Origin of the sequence: Paenibacillus plantiphilus (assembly GCF_927798095.1) — a bacterium.
GTDB classification, from domain to species: Bacteria; Bacillota; Bacilli; order Paenibacillales; family Paenibacillaceae; genus Paenibacillus_Z; species Paenibacillus_Z plantiphilus.
In genome coordinates, this window is sequence record NZ_CAKMMF010000024.1 from 1 (window position 1) to 22,871 (window position 22,871).

Consider the following 22,871-nt stretch of genomic DNA (forward strand, 5'->3'; position numbering starts at 1 on the left):
GAAAAACCGGCTTACAGCAGGAAAACTAGTCGATACTCATGTTCGATGCAGCCAATAAGACGGAAAAATCCGCTTACAGCGTATCATCCGCGCAGAAAGCAAGCTGTAGCACGGAAAAACCATCTTACAGCAGGAAAACTAGCCGATTCTCATGTTCGATGCAGCCAATAAGACGGAAAAATCCGCTTACAGCGTATCATCCGCGCAGAAAGCAAGCTTTAGCGCGGAAAAACCGGCTTACAGCAGGAAAACTAGCCGATACTCATGTTCGATGCAGCCAATAAGACGGAAAAATCCGCTTACAGCGTATCATCCGCGCAGAAAGTAAGCTGTAGCGCGGAAAAAACGGCTTACAGCAGGAAAACTAGCCGATATTCATGTTCGATGCAAATTTAATGTGGGCAGGGATAAGCGATTGCTGAGAAACCAAACCAATTAGCATTCGTTCAATCAATCTGTATTAGTAGGATGCAGATAGTTGAGGGATCACCTGCCCGAGCCATCTGCCTTCCTCGTCTGCAAGCAGTGTATGCCAGCCTAGACGCGAGGCTTCAAGCAGATTGGTCTCTTTATCATCGACGAACAAGATACGCTGGTTCGGATTTAAACGCGATGCCGCCAATTTGTAAATGTCCAGATTCGGTTTAGCCACTCCGACTATGCTGGATATGGTCATGCTTGTTATGAATTGCTGGACTTCGGTCAAGCGTGGGGCGATCCATTCTGTTCTGTGGTTGCTAAGTATATGTATGTCTGCTAAGCGGCTCCACTCAGGCAGCAAATCCAACGCTGGCAGCGGCTGCAGCTTTGCTTGCAGTAATTCGCGAGCGCTTGGACCGTCAATCGTTGAGCACTGCTCGCATAACCAGTCCCAGAATTGATCTTCTGATATACGGCCAGACCATAATGATGGACTCATTTGTGCCTGGTAGCGTGCTGTGAGTTCTGAGTGTGAAATAGTCGTAGCGGCGGTCAGTTCCTGCCAAAATTGCGGTGATAGATTGGTGAGTAGTACACCCCCGATATCAAGGACAAGCTGAGGTTTGGTATGCATGATTGGCCTCCTTCGAGAGCTGTTGTACATTTTGATTGGATAAATGGAATATATCTATATTTGCGCTATCTGTTGGTCAAGTCAACTGCTTTATTATACAATAGGATTCATAAATGATGGTATCGATTCTACTATTGAGCGAGGGATCGGCGGAAGGGGTTTCGAATGTGAGCATCACGCTGCCGCAATCGTTTTTGGATAAAATGCAAGGTCTGCTGGATCACGAGTATGAGGCATTCATGGCATCGTATGAACAGCCGCGGAAGTATGGTTTGCGTGTCAATGGCTTGAAATTGTCTGAGGGTGAATTTTTGAAGCTGTCGCCTTGGGGGGACAGGCTTGTTCCTATTCCCTGGGCTTCGGGGGGGTATTATTATGTGGATTCTGATCGCCCAGGGAAGCATCCGCATTATCATGCGGGGCTTTATTACATTCAGGAGCCTAGCGCCATGGTTCCGGCAGAATTGCTGGATGTAAGGCCGGGCGATCGTGTGCTTGATCTCTGCGCGGCTCCTGGCGGGAAGTCTACTCAGCTGGCAGCGAAGCTGCAGGGTAAGGGTGTTCTTGTCACGAATGACAATGCACGGGAACGGACGAAGGCGCTGGCGAAAAATATCGAGCTGGCTGGAATACGCAATGCTGTTGTTCTAAATGAAGAACCTGCAGCTTTGGCAAAGGTGTTCGAAGGTTGGTTCGACCGTGTTCTGGTGGATGCGCCTTGCTCCGGTGAAGGCATGTTCCGTAAGGATGAGTCTATGATAGGCGAATGGGAACGGCATTCTGTATCCCGCTGCTCTGCCATGCAGCGGGATATAATGAAGCATGCGTATCGGATGCTGGCACCCGGAGGTACTCTCGTTTATTCTACCTGCACCTTCTCGCCAGAGGAGAATGAAGCGCAAATCGCTGAACTGCTCGCAGCTTATCAAGATTTGGAGGTCGTTCCAGTTGCGCTGGCTCATGGCTGGGCTCCGGGTAGACCTGACTGGATCGGATCAGACTTGGTGGCGACGCTGCCTGCTGGGAGTGAATTGATCAATAGCCTCTCTGGAACAGTGAGGCTATGGCCGCATTTGACTGGTGGCGAAGGCCACTATGCAGCTGTTCTGCGAAAACGGATGCTCGGCGGAGTGGTGGAGAAGGACGCTGATAATGACGTTGGAAAAGGCTCGTTGGAGCGAGTGGGACGCGGGAGCAAGGGCGAGAGGACGGAGCAAGCGGGACGCGGCGAGCAGCGGAATGGCGTGCGAGCGGATGCGGAGCGCGGGAGCAAGGGTGAGAGAACGGAGCAAGCGGGACGCGTGGAGCGACGGAGTGATATGCGAGTGGATGCGGAGCGCGGGAGCAAGGGTGAGAGGACGGAGCAAACGGGACGCGTGGAGCGACGGAATGGCGTGCGAGTGGATGCGGAGCGCGGGAGCAAGGGTGAGAGAACGGAGCAAGCGGGACGCGTGGAGCGACGGGGTGATATGCGAGCGGATGCGGAGCGCGGGAGCGTGATGCGAGCGGAAGCGGGGCGCGGACGAAAGGCCCGCGGTGATGGGCTTAAGCGAGCCAGTGGCGGCGGCGCGGCCGGGGTGGTTGACGCCGTCGAGGCGTGGCGGCGCTTCGCCGCTGAGCGATTGGTCGGCGCGGAGCGCTGGAGCGGCGAGCCGGTGGCCTATGGCTCGCGCGTCTATTTGCAGCCGCCAGGCTTGCCGCGGCTGGATGGTCTGCGCGTGGTGCGCGCCGGCTGGTTCGTTGGCGAAGCCGGCACGCACCGGTTTGAGCCGTCGCAAGCGCTGGCCATGGGGCTGCGCTGCGGGGAAGCGGCGCTGACGCTGCGGCTGCGGGCGGATGAGGAAGCGACGCTTCGTTATTTGAAGGGCGAGACGCTGCATGTCGATGCGTCCCGCCTGGTCTTGCAGGACGCTTCTGAAAGCCGGACTGCCCCGCATGATGGGGATATGCGAGCATTGGCTCCTGACGGTACGAAAGAGATCGCGGCAAAAGGCTACGTCCTCGTTTGCGCGGATGATTGTCCAATCGGATGGGGGAAATACGGCGGGGATGGCTTGCTGAAAAATGAGCTGCCCGCTGGCTGGAGGTGGATGTAGATGACGAAGAAAATGCGGCTGGACAAGCTGCTTGCCAATATGGGGCGGGGAACCCGCAGTGAGGTCAGGAGAGCGGTCAAGCAAGGACGCGTCTCGGTGGATGGCATGATTGTGAAGGACAGCGGGCTTATTCTCGATCCTGGGACTGCTCTCGTGCTGTTCGATGATGAGCAGGTGCTCTATCGGGAAACGATCTATCTGATGCTGAATAAGCCCCAAGGTGTTGTTTCGGCTACGGAGGATAAACGAGATCGGACGGTAATTGATCTGCTGGACCCTGAGGATGGGGTGCTGCAGCCGTTTCCGGTTGGCCGTCTCGATAAGGATACGGAAGGTCTGCTGCTGCTGACGAACGATGGCCGTATGTCGCATGAGCTATTGTCGCCGCGCAAGCATGTGCCGAAAATCTATGAGGCTGACGTTCTCGGTGATGTGGGAGATGCGGATGTACAGGCTTTTTCCGCTGGCGTAACGCTTGATGACGGGTATGAAACGATGCCCGCTCAGCTGACGGTAAGAGAACGGGTATCAGGCGAGAACGGCGTGCTGAGCCGGATTACGCTGACGATTCATGAAGGGAAATTCCATCAGGTGAAACGGATGTTTCAATCGGTGGGCAAGGAGGTCGTCTATTTGCGGCGGGTGTCGATGGGTCCGTTGCATCTGGACGAGACTTTGGCGCTTGGAGAATATCGGGAGCTGACAGATTCTGAGCTGGCAACGTTAGTTGCCCTGCGAGACGGACTTTCAGAGGCGGGCAGTGTCATTAGCAACTAGATGATTACTTTCGATATTGCTTTCTGCCTTGCAGAAGGCTAAGGGAGGAAGAGACAGCATGAGTATTCATTATGACATGATTGCACTTGATGTTGACGGAACACTGCTGAGAGATGATCACGTTCTGACGCCAGCGGTGAGAGAGGCTGTACGGGAAGCCGCTTCGCGAGGCGCGGAGATTGTTCTGTGCACAGGCCGCGGTCCAACGAATACGCTGCCGGTATTAGAGGAGCTAGGTCTATCGGGCACGATAATTACGCATAATGGGGCGGCAACGGTAGACGCTGCCAGACGCGAGGTTATTCATCAATATGGTTTTACAGCGGATGAGGTTGCGCAATTTCGCGATTATTGTCTGCTTGGCGGACATCATTTTGATCTGAATACGGCGTTTGATCTTATGATTGAAGGGATTACGCCGGGAGCAGAGGCGATGTACAGCAGGTATAGGGTTGAGCCGATTTGGCGAAATGCTGCCGATTCTCTGCCCGATGGGCTGATCAAGTTTACGGTGTTTGGCGAGCAAAGAGAGATCGACATTATTGAAGCGGATTGGCAGCAATGGACGGATGGTCTGCAGTTTATCCGGAGCGGCGATTATTTTATCGATGTGCAGAATCGTGAGGCCAGCAAGGCCGCAGCATTGAAGCAGCTTGCACAGGCTCGCGCAATTGACCCTTCCAGAATTATGGCGATCGGCAATTATTTTAATGATGTGGGCATGCTCTCCTTCGCCGGTTTGGGCATTGCGGTAGCGAATTCGCCAGAAGCGGTAAAAGCTGCGGCTAATGCCGTCTCCCTCTCAAATGAAGAGGATGGCGTTGCGCACGCGCTCCGCTCATATGCCTGGTAAGGATTGGACGCGTGCAGGAATATGCTGGAGTCGGATAAGGGTATGTAATGGATATAATGAAATGTAAAACAGCCGAAGGGAATCCTTCGGCTGTTTTGCATTATTGGCTAAGTGTTGGATTAGTGCAGAATTCCGCGGGATACGATGACCAGCAGAATAAACAGTACCAGGATTACACCAGCAGAGGTAAACCCTCCATGTAGACCGGACATGCTAATTCCTCCCTGAAAAGTATTTCCGGTACCGCGCTTCTTCGTTCGCGTCGATAGTTCTCGGCACTCGGTATACAGTATTGTATGAATTTCCGCCCTTGGCGATTGGACAGATGCCCTTGCTGTCTCACAATTGGGCAGTTGTCCTGCCTTGAATCGCAGCAGTTCGGGATGCTTGTACGAAAGACAGCCGACAGGGAGGGACGGCTGTCTATTTGAACCACCGGAGCCCCTTGGGGAGGTGGTTCTTGATTTGGCCGCCGCTGGCTTTGCCCCAGCCAAGCGGCAGGCCGTCTACGGCGACGAGGCCCCAGCCGGAGCTGGCTTCGTGTGCGGGGAGGGTCTCCCCGCGCAGGAAGGCGGCGACCTCCGGGGCCTCTGGCCGGTAGGTCTGTACCCACCTGGCGGCATCCGCCGGAACGGCGAGCGCGAGCGCATGCGAGGGCTCGATCCGGTTCGTGCGGATGTCGCCAAGGTGCAGTCCCGGGCGGGCGACCTTGAGACCCTTCAGGTCGCCTGCCCGGATCGGGCTGCCGCTTGCTGTATGCGGCAGCCAGTAAAGGGCGTCGCCGAAGCGAAGCGGCTCGCCGGGTCCAAGCTCGAAGCCGTCGCCGGGCAAGGCGGCTTCGGCAAAGCTGTGCAGCATCGCCATATCCCCGGCGATGCCCTTCTTGGCACGGCCGCCGGAATCATGGCGGCCGCTGCCCGCACCGCCGCCGCCGCGATTCCGACGGTCATCGCGCGTGCTGTGCATGGCTGTGCTGTCTGCAGCCTTGCGCAGCACAGCGACAAAATGCCCTTCGCCGCGCGATTCATGCGGCCAAATCCGTTCGGTCTGCAGCAGCTCGAACGCTGGATTGACCTTGCAGAAGGCGGCGATTGCATCTTCATTCTCACTGCGATTGAAGGTGCAGGTTGAATACACCAATCTTCCTCCCGGCTTCAGCATGATTGCCGCGTGCTCCAGAATATCGGCTTGTCTGGCGGCGCACATGGCGACATGAGCATCCGACCATTCGGCAATCGCGCTCTCGTCCTTTCGAAACATCCCTTCGCCCGAGCATGGGGCGTCCAACATGATCCGGTCGAATAGTGCAGGGAATCTTCTGGACAGCTCATCTGGAGCTGCACTGGTTACAATGGCGTTCACGACGCCGCAGCGTTCAACGTTCTCGCTTAATATTTTGGCTCTTGCGGGATGAATCTCATTAGCGACTAGCACGCCCTGACCACGCATTCGGCCTGCGATCTGTGTGGTCTTGCCGCCAGGGGCCGCTGCGAGATCCAGAATAACCTCTCCAGGCTGCGGGTCCAGCAGCTCGGCAGCAGTCATCGCCGATGGCTCCTGTATATAATACAGCCCTGCTGCATGATAAGGATGCTTGCCCGGTCTTGAAGCTTCGTTATAGTAGTATCCGGCAGGACACCACGGCACAGGCTGAAGCCCGAAAGCTTCCTCAGCGTAAGCCGTAACAAGCTTCGGGTCGTACGACTTAAGCGGGTTTATGCGCAATCCGTACACTCTCGGCTCGCTATAGCTGCTAAGAAACGTATCAAGCCGGGGACCGAGTATAGTTCTCATATTATGAATGAATGCTTCTGGCAATTGAGGCTGCACGTCTTTTCAGGCTCCTTTTGTCCTTATACTTATGTACATGAATCGATGTTTCGCTGCCCATCATTATATCATAATTACGGGATTGTTCGAGCGCTGGGAATGGAGGAGAACAGAGGTGCTGCAACTCATTCTTTTGCCAAAAAGGAAAATAAAGGGTCTGTGTCGAATTGTGAAGAATACTCGGAATCAATTTTTATATAGATGATTGAATGAATAATAAACACTAAATTCGAAATACAATGCTGAAGTGGAATGTGATGTGAAGTGAAGATTGTGCGTGGAAAGAGGAGGAAACGAGGTGCTGGATTCTCGGTTGAAGCAATCTATTATGGGGCATGACACGTTATTGAACGATTTGAGATTAGTAAGAGAGCTGGGACTGCCTCAATGTTATATCGCTGCCGGCTATATTCGAAATTATATATGGGATGAGCTACATGGCTTTGCGAATAGGAAGCTGCATAATGATATTGATGTCATCTATTTTGATAGAGAAGACCTGCTAGAAGAGCGGGATCAGGTATTGGAGCAAATGCTAATCGCTCGGACCGGCAACGACAAGTGGTCGGTGAAAAATCAAGCAAGAATGCATGTAGGCAATGGCGACCAGCCCTATCATTCCACGGAGGATGCGATAAGCAAATGGCCGGAGACTGCAACCGCTATTGGAGTCAAGCTGAATGACGCTGACGGTGTGGAGCTGTGCTGTCCTTATGGATTAGAGGATTTATATGAAATGGTCGTCAGGAGAAGCCCCTTATTCATGGATCGGAATTATTATAGGAGACGTGTGAATGGGAAGGGCTGGAAGAAGCAATGGCCTCTTCTTACTATTATTGAAGAGTGATCGCTGCCCTCTGCCAGCCCATGAATCCCTTTTATTCCGCTGCTGCAAGCTCTGCTATACGCTGATTGACATCCGCAGTGTATATGCCGCCATGGTAACAAATCACGGCGGCAATATCGAATGGAACAAATTTTGACAAGGATCGCTTGGCTTGGGCGTAATCGAGGCTTTGCTGTGGATCAGGTCCCAATAATTGCCCATCTACAACAATCATTGCATCTGCGGCGATTAAAGTTTTGCTTTGCTGGTGATAGAGGCTGATATGGCCTGGAGTATGCCCCGGGGTAGCGATAACGGTCAGTCCTCCGCAGTAAGGGAGCTCTTCCCCGTCTGTCAGCAGCGTATCTACCTTCGCTTTAGGCGGATTCTCCAGCAATTGCCGAAATGCCCGGCGCCACTCGTCCGGCACTTCTGCGGGGATAGCTTCCATAGCCTGAGCGATGGAGTCGGGCGTGATTTTGAGCAGCATTGCATCTCCTTGTATATAGGGCTGCTCCAGCTTGCTTGCGAATACTTCTACGGCAGGAGCCAATTCGGCAGCTATGATCGGCAGAGAACCAATGTGGTCCAGATCCTGATGCGACAAAATGACTTTGTTCAGCTTGTTAAAGGAAATCCCCAACTTCTCCATTTCTTCGCGAATGAGAGGCAGTTGACCGGGATATCCAGTATCTACCAATATCGTCGTATGCTCGTCCCAGATTAAGGCGGGATGAATCACCTCGGTTCGACCCATCATCGCGGCTGAAATGGTTAACATGCTGATTCCTTTGGCAATATGCATAATAGTCTCCACCTCTTCTGGCTGCAATCTGTCTAATAGCAGCGCATTATAGAATGAGACTAATAGTAGCAAAGAGAATGATACCTGTAAATATTTAAAATTTATATTATATCACAAAAATATATTTTTGTCAATAAAAATCACGTTATGATTTTTTGTAATTATTTTCGCAATTAAGATGGTATCTCACAAGGGAGTGAATGTTGAAGTGGATGAAATTTTCGTTGTTATTTGCATACTGATGGTCGTGGTGTTTTTCGGATTTTGCGGTATTTTATTTCGAATGAAGCAGCATTTGGATAATGAAGAAAGAATAATTGGCAGGCTGGATCTTCTGATCAAGGTGGTACAGGAGAAGGGGAAAGACAAGGTGTAATGAATGAAGAAGTAGAGAAATTCGCAACAACAGCAGGAAGAGGGAGGCTTATTTATGAGGAAGTTAATTGTTATCGTTATGTCGATTGTGGCGCTGGTTCTAGTTCTGGCTGCGGGGTGCTCGAAGGAAAAGACGGAGCTTAATATAGGGGAAAAGGAGTCGAATAAACCCGAAGCGGCTGCGATTCTTGATTCTGCGAAGCTGACGGATGTGTTTGGTTTCGCTGATGCGGAGGGCAAGCACCTTATCGTGACCGGCCTAGAGAGCTCGCGGCTGGATGACGTATCCAAGCTGAATAAGGCGATTGGGGAGAACGGAAAGGTGTTGTATCTATCTTTTATGAGATGGCAAGAGGAAGGGGAAGCGTCTAACGGTAGACAAATGGCGCATAATTTTGATAACCTTGCAGGGTTTATTTTCGCTATAGAGGAGGGTACGGCGACAGGGGATGAGACTTATTATTTGTTTGATGGCAATGAAGTGAGTATGAATGCATTTGTGCCGATCGTGAAGCCATCGAGCTCTGACGTTGCAGAGGAAATGAAGAGTGCTATTGTGAAGGCCAAGAATAGAGCGATCATGAATATATGGCATGTTGCCGATATGGGAGAGAATGCGGGGCTGTATGTAGCGCAATTCGAGAAACAGGATAAGGATATGCTGTTCAGCATCGTGCTGAAGCGAGATGATAAGCTTGTCTTTAAGGACTATCCAGCGGTTATGGAGGATGGGACATCGGTATGGCGGGTAGATGATGGCGGAGAAGTGATTCCGGATATGTTCAATTTCCTGTTCGCCGCGAACACAGGCGACGGACTTGTTATAGGTGTAGAGTGGTGGGCCCCTGAGGGCGCTATTTCCTTCCTGCTGCAGGAGAATGGGGATATATTCACGGAGTCGGAATTCGGGTATTCCCGCTACACCTCGCCGATTTAGCAGGACAAATCAATGATTGCGCAAGGTTGCGGATGAGATGGACTGATTGGAATCGAAGATGAATTTGCGCCGGAGGCTTGAATGAGATGTTAATAAAGGGAATTATGATTGGAGTTGCCATTGCCGCCCCAGTCGGTCCGATTGGACTTCTATGTATGAAGCGAACGATTAATCAGGGCAAGTTATTCGGTATAGTATCGGGACTGGGAGCAGCAACTGCCGATGCTCTCTATGGCATTCTTGCTGCTGTCGGCTTCGGAGTATTGATGCAGCTGCTGCTGGAGCAGAGGGTATGGATTTCTCTAATAGGGGGTTTGTTCCTCTGTTATTTGGGTTATCAGGCGTTGAAAAGCAAGCCGAATCAGAATGGTGAAGCAGAAGCAGGCTTGAGCGGAAGATTGTCCGGCGCGTACTTCACAACCTTCGTCCTCACGATCATAAATCCTGTAACGATCGTATCATTCCTTGGCATATTCGCAGGAATAAGCGCAGCGGATACGAGGATTTGGGAGGGGATGACGCTCGTGCTTGGCATATTCCTTGGCTCGCTGCTGTGGTGGCTGCTTCTATGCACGATTGTTGGTTTCATCAGGCAAATGATCAGCGCCAATGTCATGCTCTGGATTAACCGAGGCTCAGGTATCGTATTGCTGCTGTTCGGAGCTGTAAGCATTGTGGGCATTTTTCGCATGTAGGTAGAGTGAAGTGAGGGAGAACTTGCTAGATGTTTACGGTATGCGTGCCTGCTCCCCCCATGCATTGAATTTACTTTGTTCAATTGTGTTGATCCCATCGTCCCACAGCTGCTCGTTTGTCTTATTCAGTCGCATATAGTCGGGAAATCGACTGCTAATTGTTTTGCTTGGCAACGGGAGGTCACAGATTTCTGTCATCGATTCCGCATGCAAGGGGAACACTCTAGGACCAACTATAGGGCTTATATATTTTTGAGGATGCGCCAATGTTTCAGTTAAAAGATTAGTCGTCTCAATAGTTCGCAGTGTGGGACTTGCGATAAATAGATGCTGCCGGTTCAAATTTTCAAATTGGTCCCGAAACGAAATCTGTATGTTAGGATTAGTAGACCTTTTATTCCTAATTTTATCCATTATATTATTCGGCGCAGCCTGTCGAACTCCTTTAACGATGGTGGAAATATGTCCTTAATGCTGTTAAGATAGGATGAAAGTGCCGGTATGTCAATGATCTTGAACAGGTATGCATCATGGACCTGAAACTGATCATACACCGGGTTGGAGATGAATTTAACTCATGGCGGAGAAAAATACAGTTAAACAGATGATTGATATTATGTCTCGAAGCGGATGGCGTATTACGGAGCAACGCCGGACATTAGCAGAAATATTCGCGAAGCATGAAGGCTATCTATCGCCTAAAGATGTCTATGATCAAATGACCAACCAGTATCCGAGTGTGAGCTTTGATACGGTTTATCGCAATTTGCGTCTATTGAGCGAGATGGGCGCTTTGGAGCAGTTTTATTTTATGGAAGGTGGGCTGAAGTTCCGCGGGAGCTGTCTGTCTCATCACCATCACCATTTGATTTGCATCAACTGCGAGAAGACGCTAACCTTTGACTATTGCCCGATGGAGCAAACCTTGGAGCTGCCCGGCAGCTTCAAAATTGTTAACCACCGCTTTGAGGTGTATGGCGTTTGCGAGGAATGTCAGAAGGAACCCGGCAAGGAGAATTAACGAGCGAGAACAGATAGCAGCGTGTTGACGACTTGTTTAATAACAATTTCGACAAAGCCCTTAATCATAAGGTGAATGCAATTCATGCAGCCTTAGGACGAAGGGTTTTTTCTGTGTAGACTGACACTAGTGCGTATCAGGATTAGTATGGGTATAAAAGTAAAATAAACCTTGACATGCCATTTGTGGTGGATTACGATACGAAATGTATCGTAAATCAGTGTAAATGGAGGCGTGCGGCATATGAATCGTTGTAACATAAGAAGGAAAGCATCACGATGGTTTAGAGTATTGACTGCCAGCTTGCTTGCAGCAGTATGGGTGTTGACTATCTTTCAAGGGGGAGCTGCGGCGGCAGGAAATTCAGCAGCAGCTGTCAATGGTAAGCTAGTGCCGCCGAATGATATGATCGATTTCGGTTTTATGGGACTAGGCATCGAGTATGATATTGCGAATGCTACTCCCGGTTATATTGATATTCCGTTATATCGTTGGTTCAACACAAAGGGTGAAGCAAGAGTAGACTATGAAACGTATAGTATCACAGGGGTTCCAGGATGTGATTATGTTGAAACAAGCGGAACGGTCGTATTTGCGGACGGAGAATTGAAAAAAACGATTCGAGTTTGGATTCCGGTTAAATACGAATTTTGTACTAATGACGCAATGTTTGGTGTGAAGCTCTTGGATCCCTCTACAGGGGAGGTTAAAGTTACCAACGATTATGAGATATGGTGGTATGTATTCGATGAAGATGCAGAACCGCGTACAATTGAAGTGTATGCCAGGTGCACAGATATCGAAAATGTAGTTCCTTGCGATGAGCAGAATGAAGGCGAAAATGTTATTTTCAGGATTGCACCTAATTATCCAACAAACAGCAGAGTAACGGTAGATTACACCATAACCAGTGATACAGCAATTGCCGGAGTTGATTATACAGGCCCTGTAAGCGGCACAGCAGTGATAGCACCAGGAGAGTATATGACGGAAGTTGTTGTTCCAACTATTAATGATGGACTTCAAGGACCGAATAAATCGATTACGATAACGCTTTCCAACCCGACGGGCAATGCGGTGCTTTCATCCGAAATCGAACCTAGTTTGACGGTTCCGATTGTTGATACGCCTGCACCCTCTACTATAGAATTCAAGGACCCTATTTATTACTCGATTGAAGAAACAAAATGGGTAGACGTAGAAGTCGTTCGTAAAGGGAATACCAAAGGCCGTATAAGTGCAGAGTATTATTTGTTCTCGAATACGGCGACATTTGGAGTGGATCTCCTGGGTGATCCATTAAATTACGGAAATCCATGGGGAGTTATCCACTCTGAGGATGGAACGATCACCTTTGAGGATGGAGAAACGAAGAAGAACATTAGAGTGAAGCTTGTAGATGATTCGCTGAAAGAGTACAGAGAGTCCTTCGGGATTGTATTGAGCGCGAATCGGAACAATCGTGTTCGCATTGGCGACAAATATGTAGCGGAAGTGGTTATTTATGACACGGATCATCTGCCGAAGAAATAGATCTGTTTCTTGATATTAGCACCAAATGAAGGACTTATGAAGCTCAGTCCAGGCAAGTGGATTGAATCCGAATAAGTCCTTTCATGGCGCAATGATAGAAGTCGCTGCAGGTAAATTGGTTGACAGAAGAGGAGAACAATTGTTACTCTAATTTAAATAGTAATTATTACGTTTAAATAAGTGAGACTTATTTAAAGCGAACTAAAGATGGTTCCTTCTTCTTGCGCTGCTCCTTTGTCTGTTTCTTAACTTTGTTTTTTATTTTCCCTTTAAATCGTAATTATTACATAAAAAGAGGTGGCAAACAATGAATGATCACAAATTGCCTGTAACTGTCCTAAGCGGATATCTGGGTGCGGGAAAAACAACGGTACTGAATCATGTGCTGAACAATCGCAATGGGCTGAAGGTGGCTGTAATCGTCAATGATTTAAGCGAGGTTAACATCGACGCCGAGCTGATTAAGGATGGCGGAGGCTTATCCAGAACGAATGAGACGCTCGTGGAGATGTCCAATGGATGCATCTGCTGCACGCTTCGCGAGGATTTGCTTCGTGAGGTGGAACGGCTCGCCAGGGAGAACAGGTTTGATTATATTCTGATCGAATCGACGGGTGTAGGCGAGCCGATCCCGGTTGCACAGACCTTCTCTTATATCGACGAGGAGCATGGCATTGATCTGACGGCATTCTGCCGTCTGGATTGTATGGTTACGGTAGTGGATGCTTACCGGTTCTGGCATGATTATTCATCTGGCGAGACGCTGCTGGACCGTAGTCAGGCTGTCGGTGAAGAGGATACACGCGAGGTAGTTGATCTGCTCATCGATCAGATTGAATTCTGTGATGTGCTGCTGCTTAACAAATGCGACATGGTGGACGAGGAAGAGCTCACGGAGCTTGAGGGAGTGCTGCGCAAGCTGCAGCCAAGGGCCAAGCTCATCCGTACGGAGCATGGCAATGTGGCTCCATCCGAAATCTTGAACACAGGCTTGTTTCATTTCGATGAAGCAAGCGTATCCGCAGGCTGGATGCAAGAGATGGAGAAGCCAGCCCATACGCCTGAGACGGAGGAATATGGCATAACCTCCTTCGTATATGAACGGAGTATGCCGTTCCATCCTGAGCGGCTCATGCGCTGGATGCAGGATTGGCCGACTGAAGTAGTCCGCGCCAAAGGGATGGTGTGGCTTGCAACCCGGCCGGCTTATGCGCAGAGCTTGAGTCAGGCTGGCCCATCTATACAGTTTGGCCCTGCCGGCTATTGGATTGCCTCACTGCCCCAGGCGGAGCAGGCGGCGCTGCAGCAGCAGGAGCCCGAATTGATGAAGACATGGCATCCTGAGCACGGCGACCGCATTAACAAGGTTGTTTTTATCGGTATTGGGATGGAGAAGCCGCAATTGATCGCCAGTCTTGACGCCTGCCTGGTGAACGATGAGGAGATGAAGGGGGATCTCAGCCTGCTTTGGGATGAATTTCCGAATAATATCGGAGAGACTGAGTAGCCCCTTGTTCGATCCATCTGGTCCTGTTCAAATGAACCCCTTCACTCTCGAACTGGAAGCCCAATTGGGTATTCCACTTGTGAATGAAGGGGTTTCGCTATGATATCCAAACTAGATCTGGACCGGAAAACCGAACAGCCGTTATTTCTCGACATCTATTTTTCCCTCAAAGTAGTCCGTTGCCTTCCATCTTATTGTGCCTCATAATAATTGTTGAGGTGTTAGCATGATTGTGATCCGAACAGAAATTGAGATGGATGCGCCTATTGAATTATGCTTCGATTATGCCAGAGATATTGATATCCATACAAGGACGGTATGGAAGCATACGAAAGAACGCGCTATTGAAGGCAGAACTAGCGGGATGATAGAAGCGGGCGAGCTGGTTACGTTCGAGGCGACTCATTTCCTGATTCGACAGCGGCTGACTTCAAAAGTGACGGCATACGAGAGGCCTATATATTTTGTGGATGAAATGGTATCGGGCGCTTTCAAAAGTCTGAAGCATTCCCGTACTTTTACTGCCAGTTCAACTGGTACTGTAATGAGGGATGAACTGGCACTAGAAGCGCCTTTCGGCATTGTCGGCCATGTTGCAGAGCGTCTAATTCTGAAGTATTATATGACCCGTTTTCTTAATGATCGGAATCGCAAGCTGAAGCTGATGGTTGAAGAGTCCTATCAGGCGCTGGGCTCGTGCGCCCGCTAGTTGATAGCGGACTCGTCAAGAACCAAGCTCGGCATATTGTGTGCGCAAAATTTAATGGGGGAGATATCGAATGAACGCTCAAGAGGTCGCTATAGAAGCTTGTCAGCGAGCCAAGCCGTTCCTGACACCGGGAATTACGGAGAAGGCATTCGCGGAAATATGCGAGCAACAAATGCTTGCTTTAGGAGCGGAGGGTTTATGGTATCCGATGCTCGTTAATTTCAATACGAATTCGATTTACTGCACAAGGGGCGGCCATTTGCCGTCTGAGGATGTTATTTTGCAGCCTGCAGATATTGTTCTGATAGATTTTAGTCCGATGGTACAGGGGCTATGGGGTGATTATTCGGAGACGATTGTCATCGGAGATGCGCCCGACTTCCACCGATTAGCCGACGCTGCCAAAAGGATATTTGAACAGACGTATCGGTATGCCGCAGCGTGCAGAACCATCGGTGAGCTGTTCGATTACGCTCATGATCTTATTGTTAAAGATGGATACGAGCTGCTGGACCCGAATGGGAATATAGGCCATTCTATAACGAACTACAATAATCAGGATCAACGGATATATCTATGTCCCGAGAATCGGGATATAGAGCTGGCGGGGCAGAAGTGGGCGATTGAGCCTCATATCGGCATGGGCGGTTATGGCGCGAAGTTTGAGAATGTGATCGATAGAAGCATTTGAAAATATGTTCGGCAGGAGATGTTGAGTTTGGATGCGATAACGTTGGTGGAGGTTAGTGCGCGGCATGCTGACTTGGCTTATTTGATCGGAAAGCTGGACGAAGAGCTGCTGCAGCTGTATCCCAGTGATGAGATATTCGGAGTGGATGTCGATGATCCTGAAATAGAAGAAGCGATATTCGTCATTGCCTATCATAACGGAATACCTGTTGGCTGCGGCGGAATTCGACCCATCGATCAGGAAAGCACGGAGCTGAAGAGATTTTACGTGGACCCTTCTCGGAGAAATCATGGAATTGCGGGGCGGCTGCTTGTTTACCTTGAACAGAGGGCACAGCAGTTTAATTTCAGCAGCATCAAGCTGGAGACAGGTCCCCAGCAATTCGAGGCGCTCCAATTCTATCGGAAACATGGGTACTGCGAGATTGAGCGATTCGGACCCTATACGGACTGCCCTTCAAGTCTTTGCTTTGCCAAAGGGCTATAGGGCTTGAGCGGGCGCGTAGAGGATGGGGAAATCGGTTCATAAGGAGACATGTATATGCCGGATTGGTCCTATCAGACATTGTTTCGACCTCTATTATTCCGACTGCCTGCCAAGATAGCGAGAAATGCGACACTTCATGCAATGGGAGGGCTGAGTCGCATTCCTGGCGGATCACTCGTCATCCGAACCTTGGGCCATATGGAGGTATCCCCTCTTCTGGAGGGGGAAGCTATGGGGGTCACATTCAAATATCCAGTTGGGCTGAGCGGCGGTCTTGATCCGCAAGGCACGGCTCACACTGCGCTGGCGCAATTCGGGTTCGGGTTTATTGAAGTCGGTCCTGTGACGATTGATCCAATCGATGAGGAAGCAATCATTCGCGATGCGGCACAAGAATCGATTATTTATAAGCAAATTTACGCCAATGTGGGTTTGGAAGCTATTGTGAAACGGTTGAAGGGAAGGCGCGGACATAAGCTGCCAATGCTTATGCGCTTGCGTCATATGCCAGGTCGCACACCGGCCGAGGCAACCGCAGAAATGAAGGAAATGCTGAAGCAATTGTCGCCATATGCCGCTGGCTTCTATCTCGATATATCGGATGCAAGCTGGTCGCTGGAGGATGAACGGCTCTATTTGTCTACGGTGATGGAGTCAGCCCGGTTGCTGGCTCCGGGCATGCCGCTGCTGCTGTATTGTCCGCTGGACGCAGGGAAGGAGCGGCTTGCTGCATGGCTTGACAAGCTGGAGGAAGCGGGGGCTGTATGCGACGGTATTGTTGTTGGAGATGCATGGAAGACAGAGCAGGGCTATGTGATTGGCAGAGGCGGTCTGCAGCATGCGATTCAACTGACGAGCTGGGCCCGTCAAGCCTGCGGGGATGCGCTGACCATTATCGCTGCGGGCGGTGTTCATGAGCCGGAGGACGGGCTTGCGCTGACCGAAGCAGGCGCTAATTATGTGCAGCTTCATAGTGGACTCGTATTCTCGGGACCAGGTCTTCCCAAGCGTATCAATGAAGCGCTGCTTCATCGGATTGTAGAACACGAGGAAGTGCCGCAGCCGCCGAGCTTTTGGCAGGGCTGGGGGTGGATGTGCTTGTTAGGTATCAGCATGATCATTGGCGGCATTATTGCTTGGGTTATAGCTGCCACCACCGTTGTGCTCCCCTATGATCTGGCTTTTCTCTGTGCAACACCAGAGATGCTCAATCAGTTGAATGACCGACTTCTGCCCTTCATGTCGCATGATCGCATCACACTTGCGGGCACGATGATTTCCATTGGCGTTCTCTACTATCAATTGGCCCGTTATGGATTGCGACAACGGCTGCACTGGGCGCGAACAGCGATTATGACATCGGCGCTATTCGGTTTCAGCAGCTTCTTTCTTTATCTTGGTTACGGTTATTTTGATCCGCTGCATGCTGCTGTCGCTGCAGTGCTTCTGCCGATGTTTGTATTGTCCATGCGGGATCGCAAGGAAGAGCCTTATCGTAAGCAACCCAATATGCGTAATGACCGGGTTTGGAGGATGGCCCAGAGAGGTCAGTTTATGATGGTGTCACTAGGCTTTGCGCTTGTTCTTGGCGGCATCATTATTTCGTACATCGGCATCACGGATGTTTTTGTGCCGGAGGATCTTGCCTTCCTTATGACTTCTCCAGCTGTATTGGAAGGAGCGAATGAGAATTTGATTCCGCTTATTGCGCATGATCGGGCTGGTTTCGGAGGCGCTTTGCTCTCTGTTGCGCTGGGGCTGCTGGCTACGGCGCTATGGGGAATTCAAGAGGGCCAGCGCTGGTTGTGGTGGACTTTTCTCGCGGCTGGACTGCCTCCCTTTATTGCGGCGTTCAGTGTTCATTTCTGGATCGGATATGTGAATTGGTGGCATTTGACGCCGCCGCTAATCGCGCTGCTGTTGTTCGTGCTCGCGCTCATCTGGCTCTACCCGTATCTGATGCGAGCTGCTCCTGCTGTCCCGCTTCGTATTCATAATAGAGAGCGAGCGTCATGAGTTGAATGCTGAATAATGGAGCAGGATATAGATGATTTATTTTCCATTATTTGATGAATGGAGTGCAACTAACTTGAGTTCTATTTCGTTTCATGAATATACGGAATCTTATTTGGAAGCGGTTCGTCATACGTACAACTATTTTGTCGAGCATACAACGGTTTCATTTGATATGGAGCCGTTGACTACGGAGCAGATGAGCTTGGCGATTCAACCGCTTCATGACCGTTATCGATCACATGTGGTCTGTATAGACGGGCGTTATGCCGGATATATGCTCATTACTCAGCATAAGAAGAAAGCCGCCTTTAACCCTACAGGGGAAGTGACGATTTACTTGAACCCTGAGGAGACAGGAAAGGGTTTGGGCAGCCATTCCCTGCAGTTTGTTGAAGACACAGCAAGAGAGCTGGGCTTCCATTCCCTTATTGCTACGATATGTTCCGAGAATACAGCCAGCATAAGCTTGTTTACACGATATGGATATGAGCAAGCTGCCCATTATAAGGAAGTTGGATTCAAATTCGGACGATGGCTGGATATCGTTACCTATCAGAAGCTGCTGAATGATTGTATTGAATAAAAATTATAATTAATGTATATTTATTCATATCCTATTTGTGGGACGGTGGAATAAATGTACAAACATATCGAAGAGATCGCACTTAACAGCTGGCCATCTTTGCAGACATACGTTGTGGATGGCTGGCTGCTGCGGTTTGCAGAAGGTTATACGAAACGCTCCAACTCTGTCAGTCCGATCTATGGAGACTGTACGGACGACGTGGAATTGCATGCACGCATTGATGAAGTAGAGCGGCTGTATCAGAAAGCGGGCTTGAACACGATTTTCAAAATGACACCGTTCGTTCAGCCAGTCGCATTGACTGAGGTGTTGGCAGCACGAGGTTATGTGGAAGTAGAGCCTTCCAGTGTCCGTAAGCTGGAGCTGCAGCATATCGCTTCGCCTGAGCTTCAGTGTCACATCACGGCCGTGTTAAGCGAGGAATGGCTTGACAATATTGCGCGCATGCAGGGGATGTCGGAACAGTCTGTCGCTGTCACACGGAGCCTGTTGGCGTCATCCATGTTGGAGCAAGGATTCGCAATTTTGTACAGCGGAGGAATGCCAGTCGCATGCGGCTTAGGCGTTATGGAGCGGGGATATATGGGGTTATACGATATCGTGACGGACGAGCGCTGCCGCAAGCAGGGCTATGGCGAGCAGTTAGTCCGCCATCTGCTTCGCTGGGGGCTGAGCAAGGGAGCTCATACTTGTTATTTGCTTGTCGTGTTAAGTAATGGTCCTGCACTGAAACTATATGATAAGGTAGGATTTCAGGAGATTTATACGTATAGCTATTGGGTGAAGCCGGATAGGCAAGCAGACATCAGCTCTCATGGGGAAGGTGAGGCGACCTAATTCGATTGTGAAATGGATGGGGTACAACTATGTTGAATGAAAAGCGCTACGATCTGACTTGTGATGCTCCAGCCAGCAGCGAGATGCTGCCAGACAGCCGTGTCCGTTCGATTGTGAACGATTACATTCAGCAGGTAGAAGCCGCAGCGCCTGGTCTATTGGCGGGGTTCTATATTTATGGCTCCATATCAATGGGCGATTATTCATTGGAGCTTAGTGATATTGATTTTGTTGCGGTTACAAGTGAGGAGTTGAATAGCGAGCAGCTTGCAGTGCTTGCCGAGGTTCATCGCACGGTCGCTTCGAGAGCCCGCAAACCCAACATGGACGGGATCTATGTGACGTCAGGGCAGCTTGGCAAGCTGCCGCATGAGATTCCTCCATTTCCTTACTATCATCGTAATCGCCTGCATGAATCTGGATATTTCGAATGCAATTCCGTCACATGGGCCGAGCTAAAGGAAAGCGGTATTCGGATTGTTGGTCTGTCGCCTTCCATGCTGGAATATGAGGTGGATTGGAATGACTTGCTGCTGAATATGCAGGATAATCTGAATAGCTATTGGCGCAATTGGATGATGCAATCGGCCAAGCTGTGGTCGGTCAAAGGAATGAAGCTATTGAGCAGAGGAGCAGCGGAATGGGGGGTGCTTGGCATCTCGCGGCTCTATTATACGTTTCGGGAGCGGGCGATTACGACGAAGGCAGCTGCGGGAGAATATATGCTTGAGCATGTCGATCAACGATGGCATCCGATCATTCAAGAGGCGATCCATTACAGAAGAGGTATACCCAGCAGCTATCAGTCTATTAACAAGAGGCGAGCAGACGCGCTCGCATATATGCTGTTTATGATGGAAGAATGCAATAGACAGGCAGCTGAAGCGCTATCTAATAAGTGAGCAAAAGGAGTACATGAACACCATTATGAAGCCGCTTGTTGCGATTATTACCATTTTATATACGGGATTGCTTATCTATTGGATGTTTATCGGATTCGGGCGCAGTCAGGTGAGCATGGATGTGTATCAGTACAATGTTATTCCGTTTGAGACGTTAAAAATGTACTTTCTGCACGCGGACCACTTCAGTCTGCGCAATTGGCTTGTGAATGTTGTCGGCAATGTGGCCGTGTTCGTGCCTTTCGGAGTTGCACTGCCTTACTTGCTCCGTATAAAGCTTGTTCGGTTTACTATGATGTTTATAAGTGTCTTGTTTATGCTTGAGCTGCTCCAACTGCTGCTGCATCGCGGCAGCTTTGATATTGATGATGTGCTATTGAATACAATAGGTGCTATTATAGGATATATGATTTATCGACTGGGGGCCCTGTTGGGACGGTCAGAGGGAGTGTAAGGTGGAATATATTAGAGCGCTGGCGCTGAATGAACCGCATCCGGTTGATTTGCTGCTGCTGGCAGATCCAGAGATTGAGGTTGTGAAGAGCTATATCGATAGAAGTCTATGCTTCGTGATGGAAAGAGAGCAGGGGCAGCCAATGATTGGCGTATATGCACTGCTGCCAACAAGACCGCAGACGATTGAGTTGGTCAATATTGCAGTAGCCGAACATGAGCAGGGCAAAGGCTATGGCAGGCAGCTAACGCTTCATGCCATTGTGACGGCTGCAAGTCTCGGCTATAAGACGATAGAGGTTGGAACAGGGAATTCAAGCCTGCTGCAGCTCGGTCTTTATCAGAAATGCGGGTTCCGCATTGTTGGGGTCGATCGCGATTTCTTCCCCCGCCATTATGTGGAGCCGATCTATGAGGATGGCATTCCATGCCGGGACATGATCCGTATGGAGATGGAATTATAAATGCTGGATGGAAATGAAGGAGGTCGGCTTAGGCTGCTCATTTTTCGTTTCTTCCAGCTTTTGTCGTTATTGCGTTAATCGATGGATCAAGGGGGACGAACCATTCATGACAACGCTGTATGTATCGGATCTGGACGGGACATTGCTGAACAGCAGGCAGGTAATAAGTGAAGAGAGCAGGGCGATACTTAATGAATTGATTGATGACGGGCTGCAATTTACGATTGCAACTGCACGGTCAATCGACTCAGCCGGCAAGCTGCTGGAAGGAATCCGGTTCAAGCTGCCGCTTATTTTCATCAACGGTGTATTCATTTACGATCCGATTGCGAAGCGGACGATCAAGTCGAATCTGCTATCTGCCAGACATGCGTTGGATGTGATCACAGCCTATGAGAATCACGGGCTCAGACCGCTTGTATATACGCTCGATGAGAATGCGGTCCCACATATTTATTACAAAGGCATTTATAACGAAAGTGAAGATAATTATATTACCGGACGCCTCCAGCAAGGAGATTCGAGGTTCAAGCTTGTCGACAGCTATGAGGAATGCCTGCGGCAATCCATCATTACGATTAATGCGATTGATACGCAGGAGCGATTGCTTCCTGCTTATGAAGCCTTTTATGATCATGAGGCGATGACATGCCATTTTGGACCGGATATCTATACACCGGGCTTTCATTGGCTGGAAATTGCGGATTGTCATGCGAACAAGCGCGAGGCTGTGCTGTTCGTGAAGCAATATGTGGGGGCGGATAAGCTGGTATGCTTCGGAGATAATTTGAACGACTTGTCCATGTTCGAGGCGGCGGATGAGAAATATGCAGTATCGAATGCGCATGAACAAGTTATTCAGGTCGCTACTGCCACCATTCTTTCGAATGAACAGCATGGCGTAGCTGCGTTTCTACATAAAGCGAGACTATGATAAGGGGCAGAAGCCGCTGCGCAGGAAGAAGGATCTAAATCCGAGGACAGAAGCCGCTGCGCAGGAAGAAGGATCTAAATCCGAGGACAGAAGCCGCTGCGCGGGAAGAAGGAGCTTCCGATCGCTGTTGTTCCCGGATTTCCTGATGATAGGGTCAGGGTTGAAATCCGGGAACAAAGGCGAACGCTTACGCTTCTACAGTATCCTCTTCCTGCTCCGCTACTTTGCCCGTTTCTTAAGTTCATTTCATAAAGATTCCAAACCAGGGTGAGTCATTCACCGACCACAACCCACAACCCACAACCCACAACCCACAACCCCACGGACTACGGCTAACAGGGTGACTTTATGTTGTTGAGAAAGTCAGGTGGACAGTGCACCTGACTAAATCTCCGATATCCACTAACAATCCGCACATTCCTGTGAAAATCAGGCTGGTTGAGTAGTCCACGGTGGCATTTCTCGGTGGAGCGGGCGTTGCATC

24 protein-coding genes are annotated in these 22,871 nt (G+C 49.9%); 20 read left to right on the top strand and 4 right to left on the bottom strand.

Annotated features, from left to right (window positions below):
- Positions 1–460 precede the first annotated feature (460 nt).
- Positions 461–1,054, bottom strand: a complete 594-nt coding sequence (locus L6H65_RS19000; protein WP_236344237.1) for an HAD-IA family hydrolase — start codon at positions 1,052–1,054, stop codon at positions 461–463.
- A 113-nt stretch (positions 1,055–1,167) separates the two neighbouring features.
- Between L6H65_RS19000 and L6H65_RS19005 the strand changes: the two genes are divergently transcribed.
- Genes L6H65_RS19005 through L6H65_RS19015 form a run of 3 tightly spaced genes read left to right on the top strand, consistent with a single transcriptional unit; the run spans position 1,168 to position 4,780 of the window.
- Entirely contained in the window at positions 1,168–3,150 is a 1,983-nt protein-coding gene (locus L6H65_RS19005; protein WP_236344238.1) for an RsmB/NOP family class I SAM-dependent RNA methyltransferase, read from the top strand.
- Positions 3,151–3,927, top strand: coding sequence for a pseudouridine synthase (locus L6H65_RS19010; protein WP_236344239.1), 777 nt, complete (start codon positions 3,151–3,153; stop codon positions 3,925–3,927).
- A gap of 58 nt (positions 3,928–3,985) precedes the next feature.
- The gene (locus L6H65_RS19015; protein WP_236344240.1) at positions 3,986–4,780 is read left to right on the top strand and encodes a Cof-type HAD-IIB family hydrolase; all 795 of its coding nucleotides are present in this window, start codon (positions 3,986–3,988) and stop codon (positions 4,778–4,780) included.
- Between the two features lie 119 nt (positions 4,781–4,899).
- Here the strand turns inward: L6H65_RS19015 and L6H65_RS19020 are convergent, their stop codons facing one another.
- Positions 4,900–4,992 (bottom strand): dihydroorotate dehydrogenase, encoded by a 93-nt coding sequence (locus tag L6H65_RS19020; protein WP_236344241.1) that lies wholly within the window; start codon positions 4,990–4,992, stop codon positions 4,900–4,902.
- 211 nt (positions 4,993–5,203) lie between these two features.
- The gene (locus L6H65_RS19025; RefSeq protein ID WP_290370457.1) at positions 5,204–6,610 is read right to left on the bottom strand and encodes an RsmB/NOP family class I SAM-dependent RNA methyltransferase; all 1,407 of its coding nucleotides are present in this window, start codon (positions 6,608–6,610) and stop codon (positions 5,204–5,206) included.
- Positions 6,611–6,908: 298 nt separating this feature from the next.
- Here L6H65_RS19025 and L6H65_RS19030 point away from each other — a divergent pair, with 298 nt between their 5' ends.
- Positions 6,909–7,457, top strand: coding sequence for a nucleotidyltransferase family protein (locus tag L6H65_RS19030; RefSeq protein ID WP_236344242.1), 549 nt, complete (start codon positions 6,909–6,911; stop codon positions 7,455–7,457).
- A 31-nt stretch (positions 7,458–7,488) separates the two neighbouring features.
- Here the strand turns inward: L6H65_RS19030 and L6H65_RS19035 are convergent, their stop codons facing one another.
- Entirely contained in the window at positions 7,489–8,241 is a 753-nt protein-coding gene (locus tag L6H65_RS19035) for an MBL fold metallo-hydrolase (protein WP_236344243.1), read from the bottom strand.
- A 208-nt stretch (positions 8,242–8,449) separates the two neighbouring features.
- Here L6H65_RS19035 and L6H65_RS19040 point away from each other — a divergent pair, with 208 nt between their 5' ends.
- The 16 genes from L6H65_RS19040 to L6H65_RS19115 all read left to right on the top strand — a co-directional run bounded on the left by L6H65_RS19040 (position 8,450) and on the right by L6H65_RS19115 (position 22,387).
- On the top strand, positions 8,450–8,617 hold the full coding sequence (locus tag L6H65_RS19040) for a hypothetical protein (protein WP_236344244.1): 168 nt from the start codon (positions 8,450–8,452) through the stop codon (positions 8,615–8,617).
- A gap of 54 nt (positions 8,618–8,671) precedes the next feature.
- The gene (locus tag L6H65_RS19045; RefSeq protein ID WP_236344245.1) at positions 8,672–9,553 is read left to right on the top strand and encodes a hypothetical protein; all 882 of its coding nucleotides are present in this window, start codon (positions 8,672–8,674) and stop codon (positions 9,551–9,553) included.
- Positions 9,554–9,639: 86 nt separating this feature from the next.
- Positions 9,640–10,248 carry a LysE family translocator gene (locus L6H65_RS19050; RefSeq protein WP_236344246.1) on the top strand — a complete coding sequence of 203 codons (609 nt, stop codon included), beginning with the start codon at positions 9,640–9,642 and terminating at the stop codon, positions 10,246–10,248.
- Positions 10,249–10,825: 577 nt separating this feature from the next.
- Entirely contained in the window at positions 10,826–11,269 is a 444-nt protein-coding gene (locus L6H65_RS19055; RefSeq protein ID WP_236344247.1) for a Fur family transcriptional regulator, read from the top strand.
- A 243-nt stretch (positions 11,270–11,512) separates the two neighbouring features.
- Positions 11,513–12,802 carry a Calx-beta domain-containing protein gene (locus tag L6H65_RS19060; protein WP_236344248.1) on the top strand — a complete coding sequence of 430 codons (1,290 nt, stop codon included), beginning with the start codon at positions 11,513–11,515 and terminating at the stop codon, positions 12,800–12,802.
- A 307-nt stretch (positions 12,803–13,109) separates the two neighbouring features.
- Entirely contained in the window at positions 13,110–14,309 is a 1,200-nt protein-coding gene (locus L6H65_RS19065; protein ID WP_236344249.1) for a GTP-binding protein, read from the top strand.
- A 226-nt stretch (positions 14,310–14,535) separates the two neighbouring features.
- Positions 14,536–15,018: an SRPBCC family protein gene (locus L6H65_RS19070; RefSeq protein WP_236344250.1), complete on the top strand. Its 483-nt coding sequence runs from the start codon at positions 14,536–14,538 to the stop codon at positions 15,016–15,018.
- Positions 15,019–15,088: 70 nt separating this feature from the next.
- A complete protein-coding gene (locus tag L6H65_RS19075; RefSeq protein ID WP_236344251.1) occupies positions 15,089–15,709 on the top strand; it encodes a M24 family metallopeptidase in 621 nt (206 codons plus the stop codon).
- A 27-nt stretch (positions 15,710–15,736) separates the two neighbouring features.
- On the top strand, positions 15,737–16,195 hold the full coding sequence (locus L6H65_RS19080; RefSeq protein WP_236344252.1) for a GNAT family N-acetyltransferase: 459 nt from the start codon (positions 15,737–15,739) through the stop codon (positions 16,193–16,195).
- Positions 16,196–16,249: 54 nt separating this feature from the next.
- Positions 16,250–18,211: a dihydroorotate dehydrogenase gene (locus L6H65_RS19085; protein ID WP_236344253.1), complete on the top strand. Its 1,962-nt coding sequence runs from the start codon at positions 16,250–16,252 to the stop codon at positions 18,209–18,211.
- Between the two features lie 73 nt (positions 18,212–18,284).
- A complete protein-coding gene (locus tag L6H65_RS19090) occupies positions 18,285–18,794 on the top strand; it encodes a GNAT family N-acetyltransferase (RefSeq protein ID WP_236344254.1) in 510 nt (169 codons plus the stop codon).
- A gap of 54 nt (positions 18,795–18,848) precedes the next feature.
- Positions 18,849–19,634 carry a GNAT family N-acetyltransferase gene (locus tag L6H65_RS19095; RefSeq protein WP_236344255.1) on the top strand — a complete coding sequence of 262 codons (786 nt, stop codon included), beginning with the start codon at positions 18,849–18,851 and terminating at the stop codon, positions 19,632–19,634.
- A 29-nt stretch (positions 19,635–19,663) separates the two neighbouring features.
- A complete protein-coding gene (locus L6H65_RS19100; protein ID WP_236344256.1) occupies positions 19,664–20,536 on the top strand; it encodes an aminoglycoside adenylyltransferase domain-containing protein in 873 nt (290 codons plus the stop codon).
- A 13-nt stretch (positions 20,537–20,549) separates the two neighbouring features.
- Positions 20,550–20,990, top strand: a complete 441-nt coding sequence (locus tag L6H65_RS19105; RefSeq protein WP_236344257.1) for a VanZ family protein — start codon at positions 20,550–20,552, stop codon at positions 20,988–20,990.
- Position 20,991: 1 nt separating this feature from the next.
- Positions 20,992–21,453: a GNAT family N-acetyltransferase gene (locus tag L6H65_RS19110; protein WP_236344258.1), complete on the top strand. Its 462-nt coding sequence runs from the start codon at positions 20,992–20,994 to the stop codon at positions 21,451–21,453.
- 106 nt (positions 21,454–21,559) lie between these two features.
- A complete protein-coding gene (locus L6H65_RS19115) occupies positions 21,560–22,387 on the top strand; it encodes an HAD family hydrolase (protein WP_236344259.1) in 828 nt (275 codons plus the stop codon).
- Positions 22,388–22,871 lie beyond the last annotated feature (484 nt).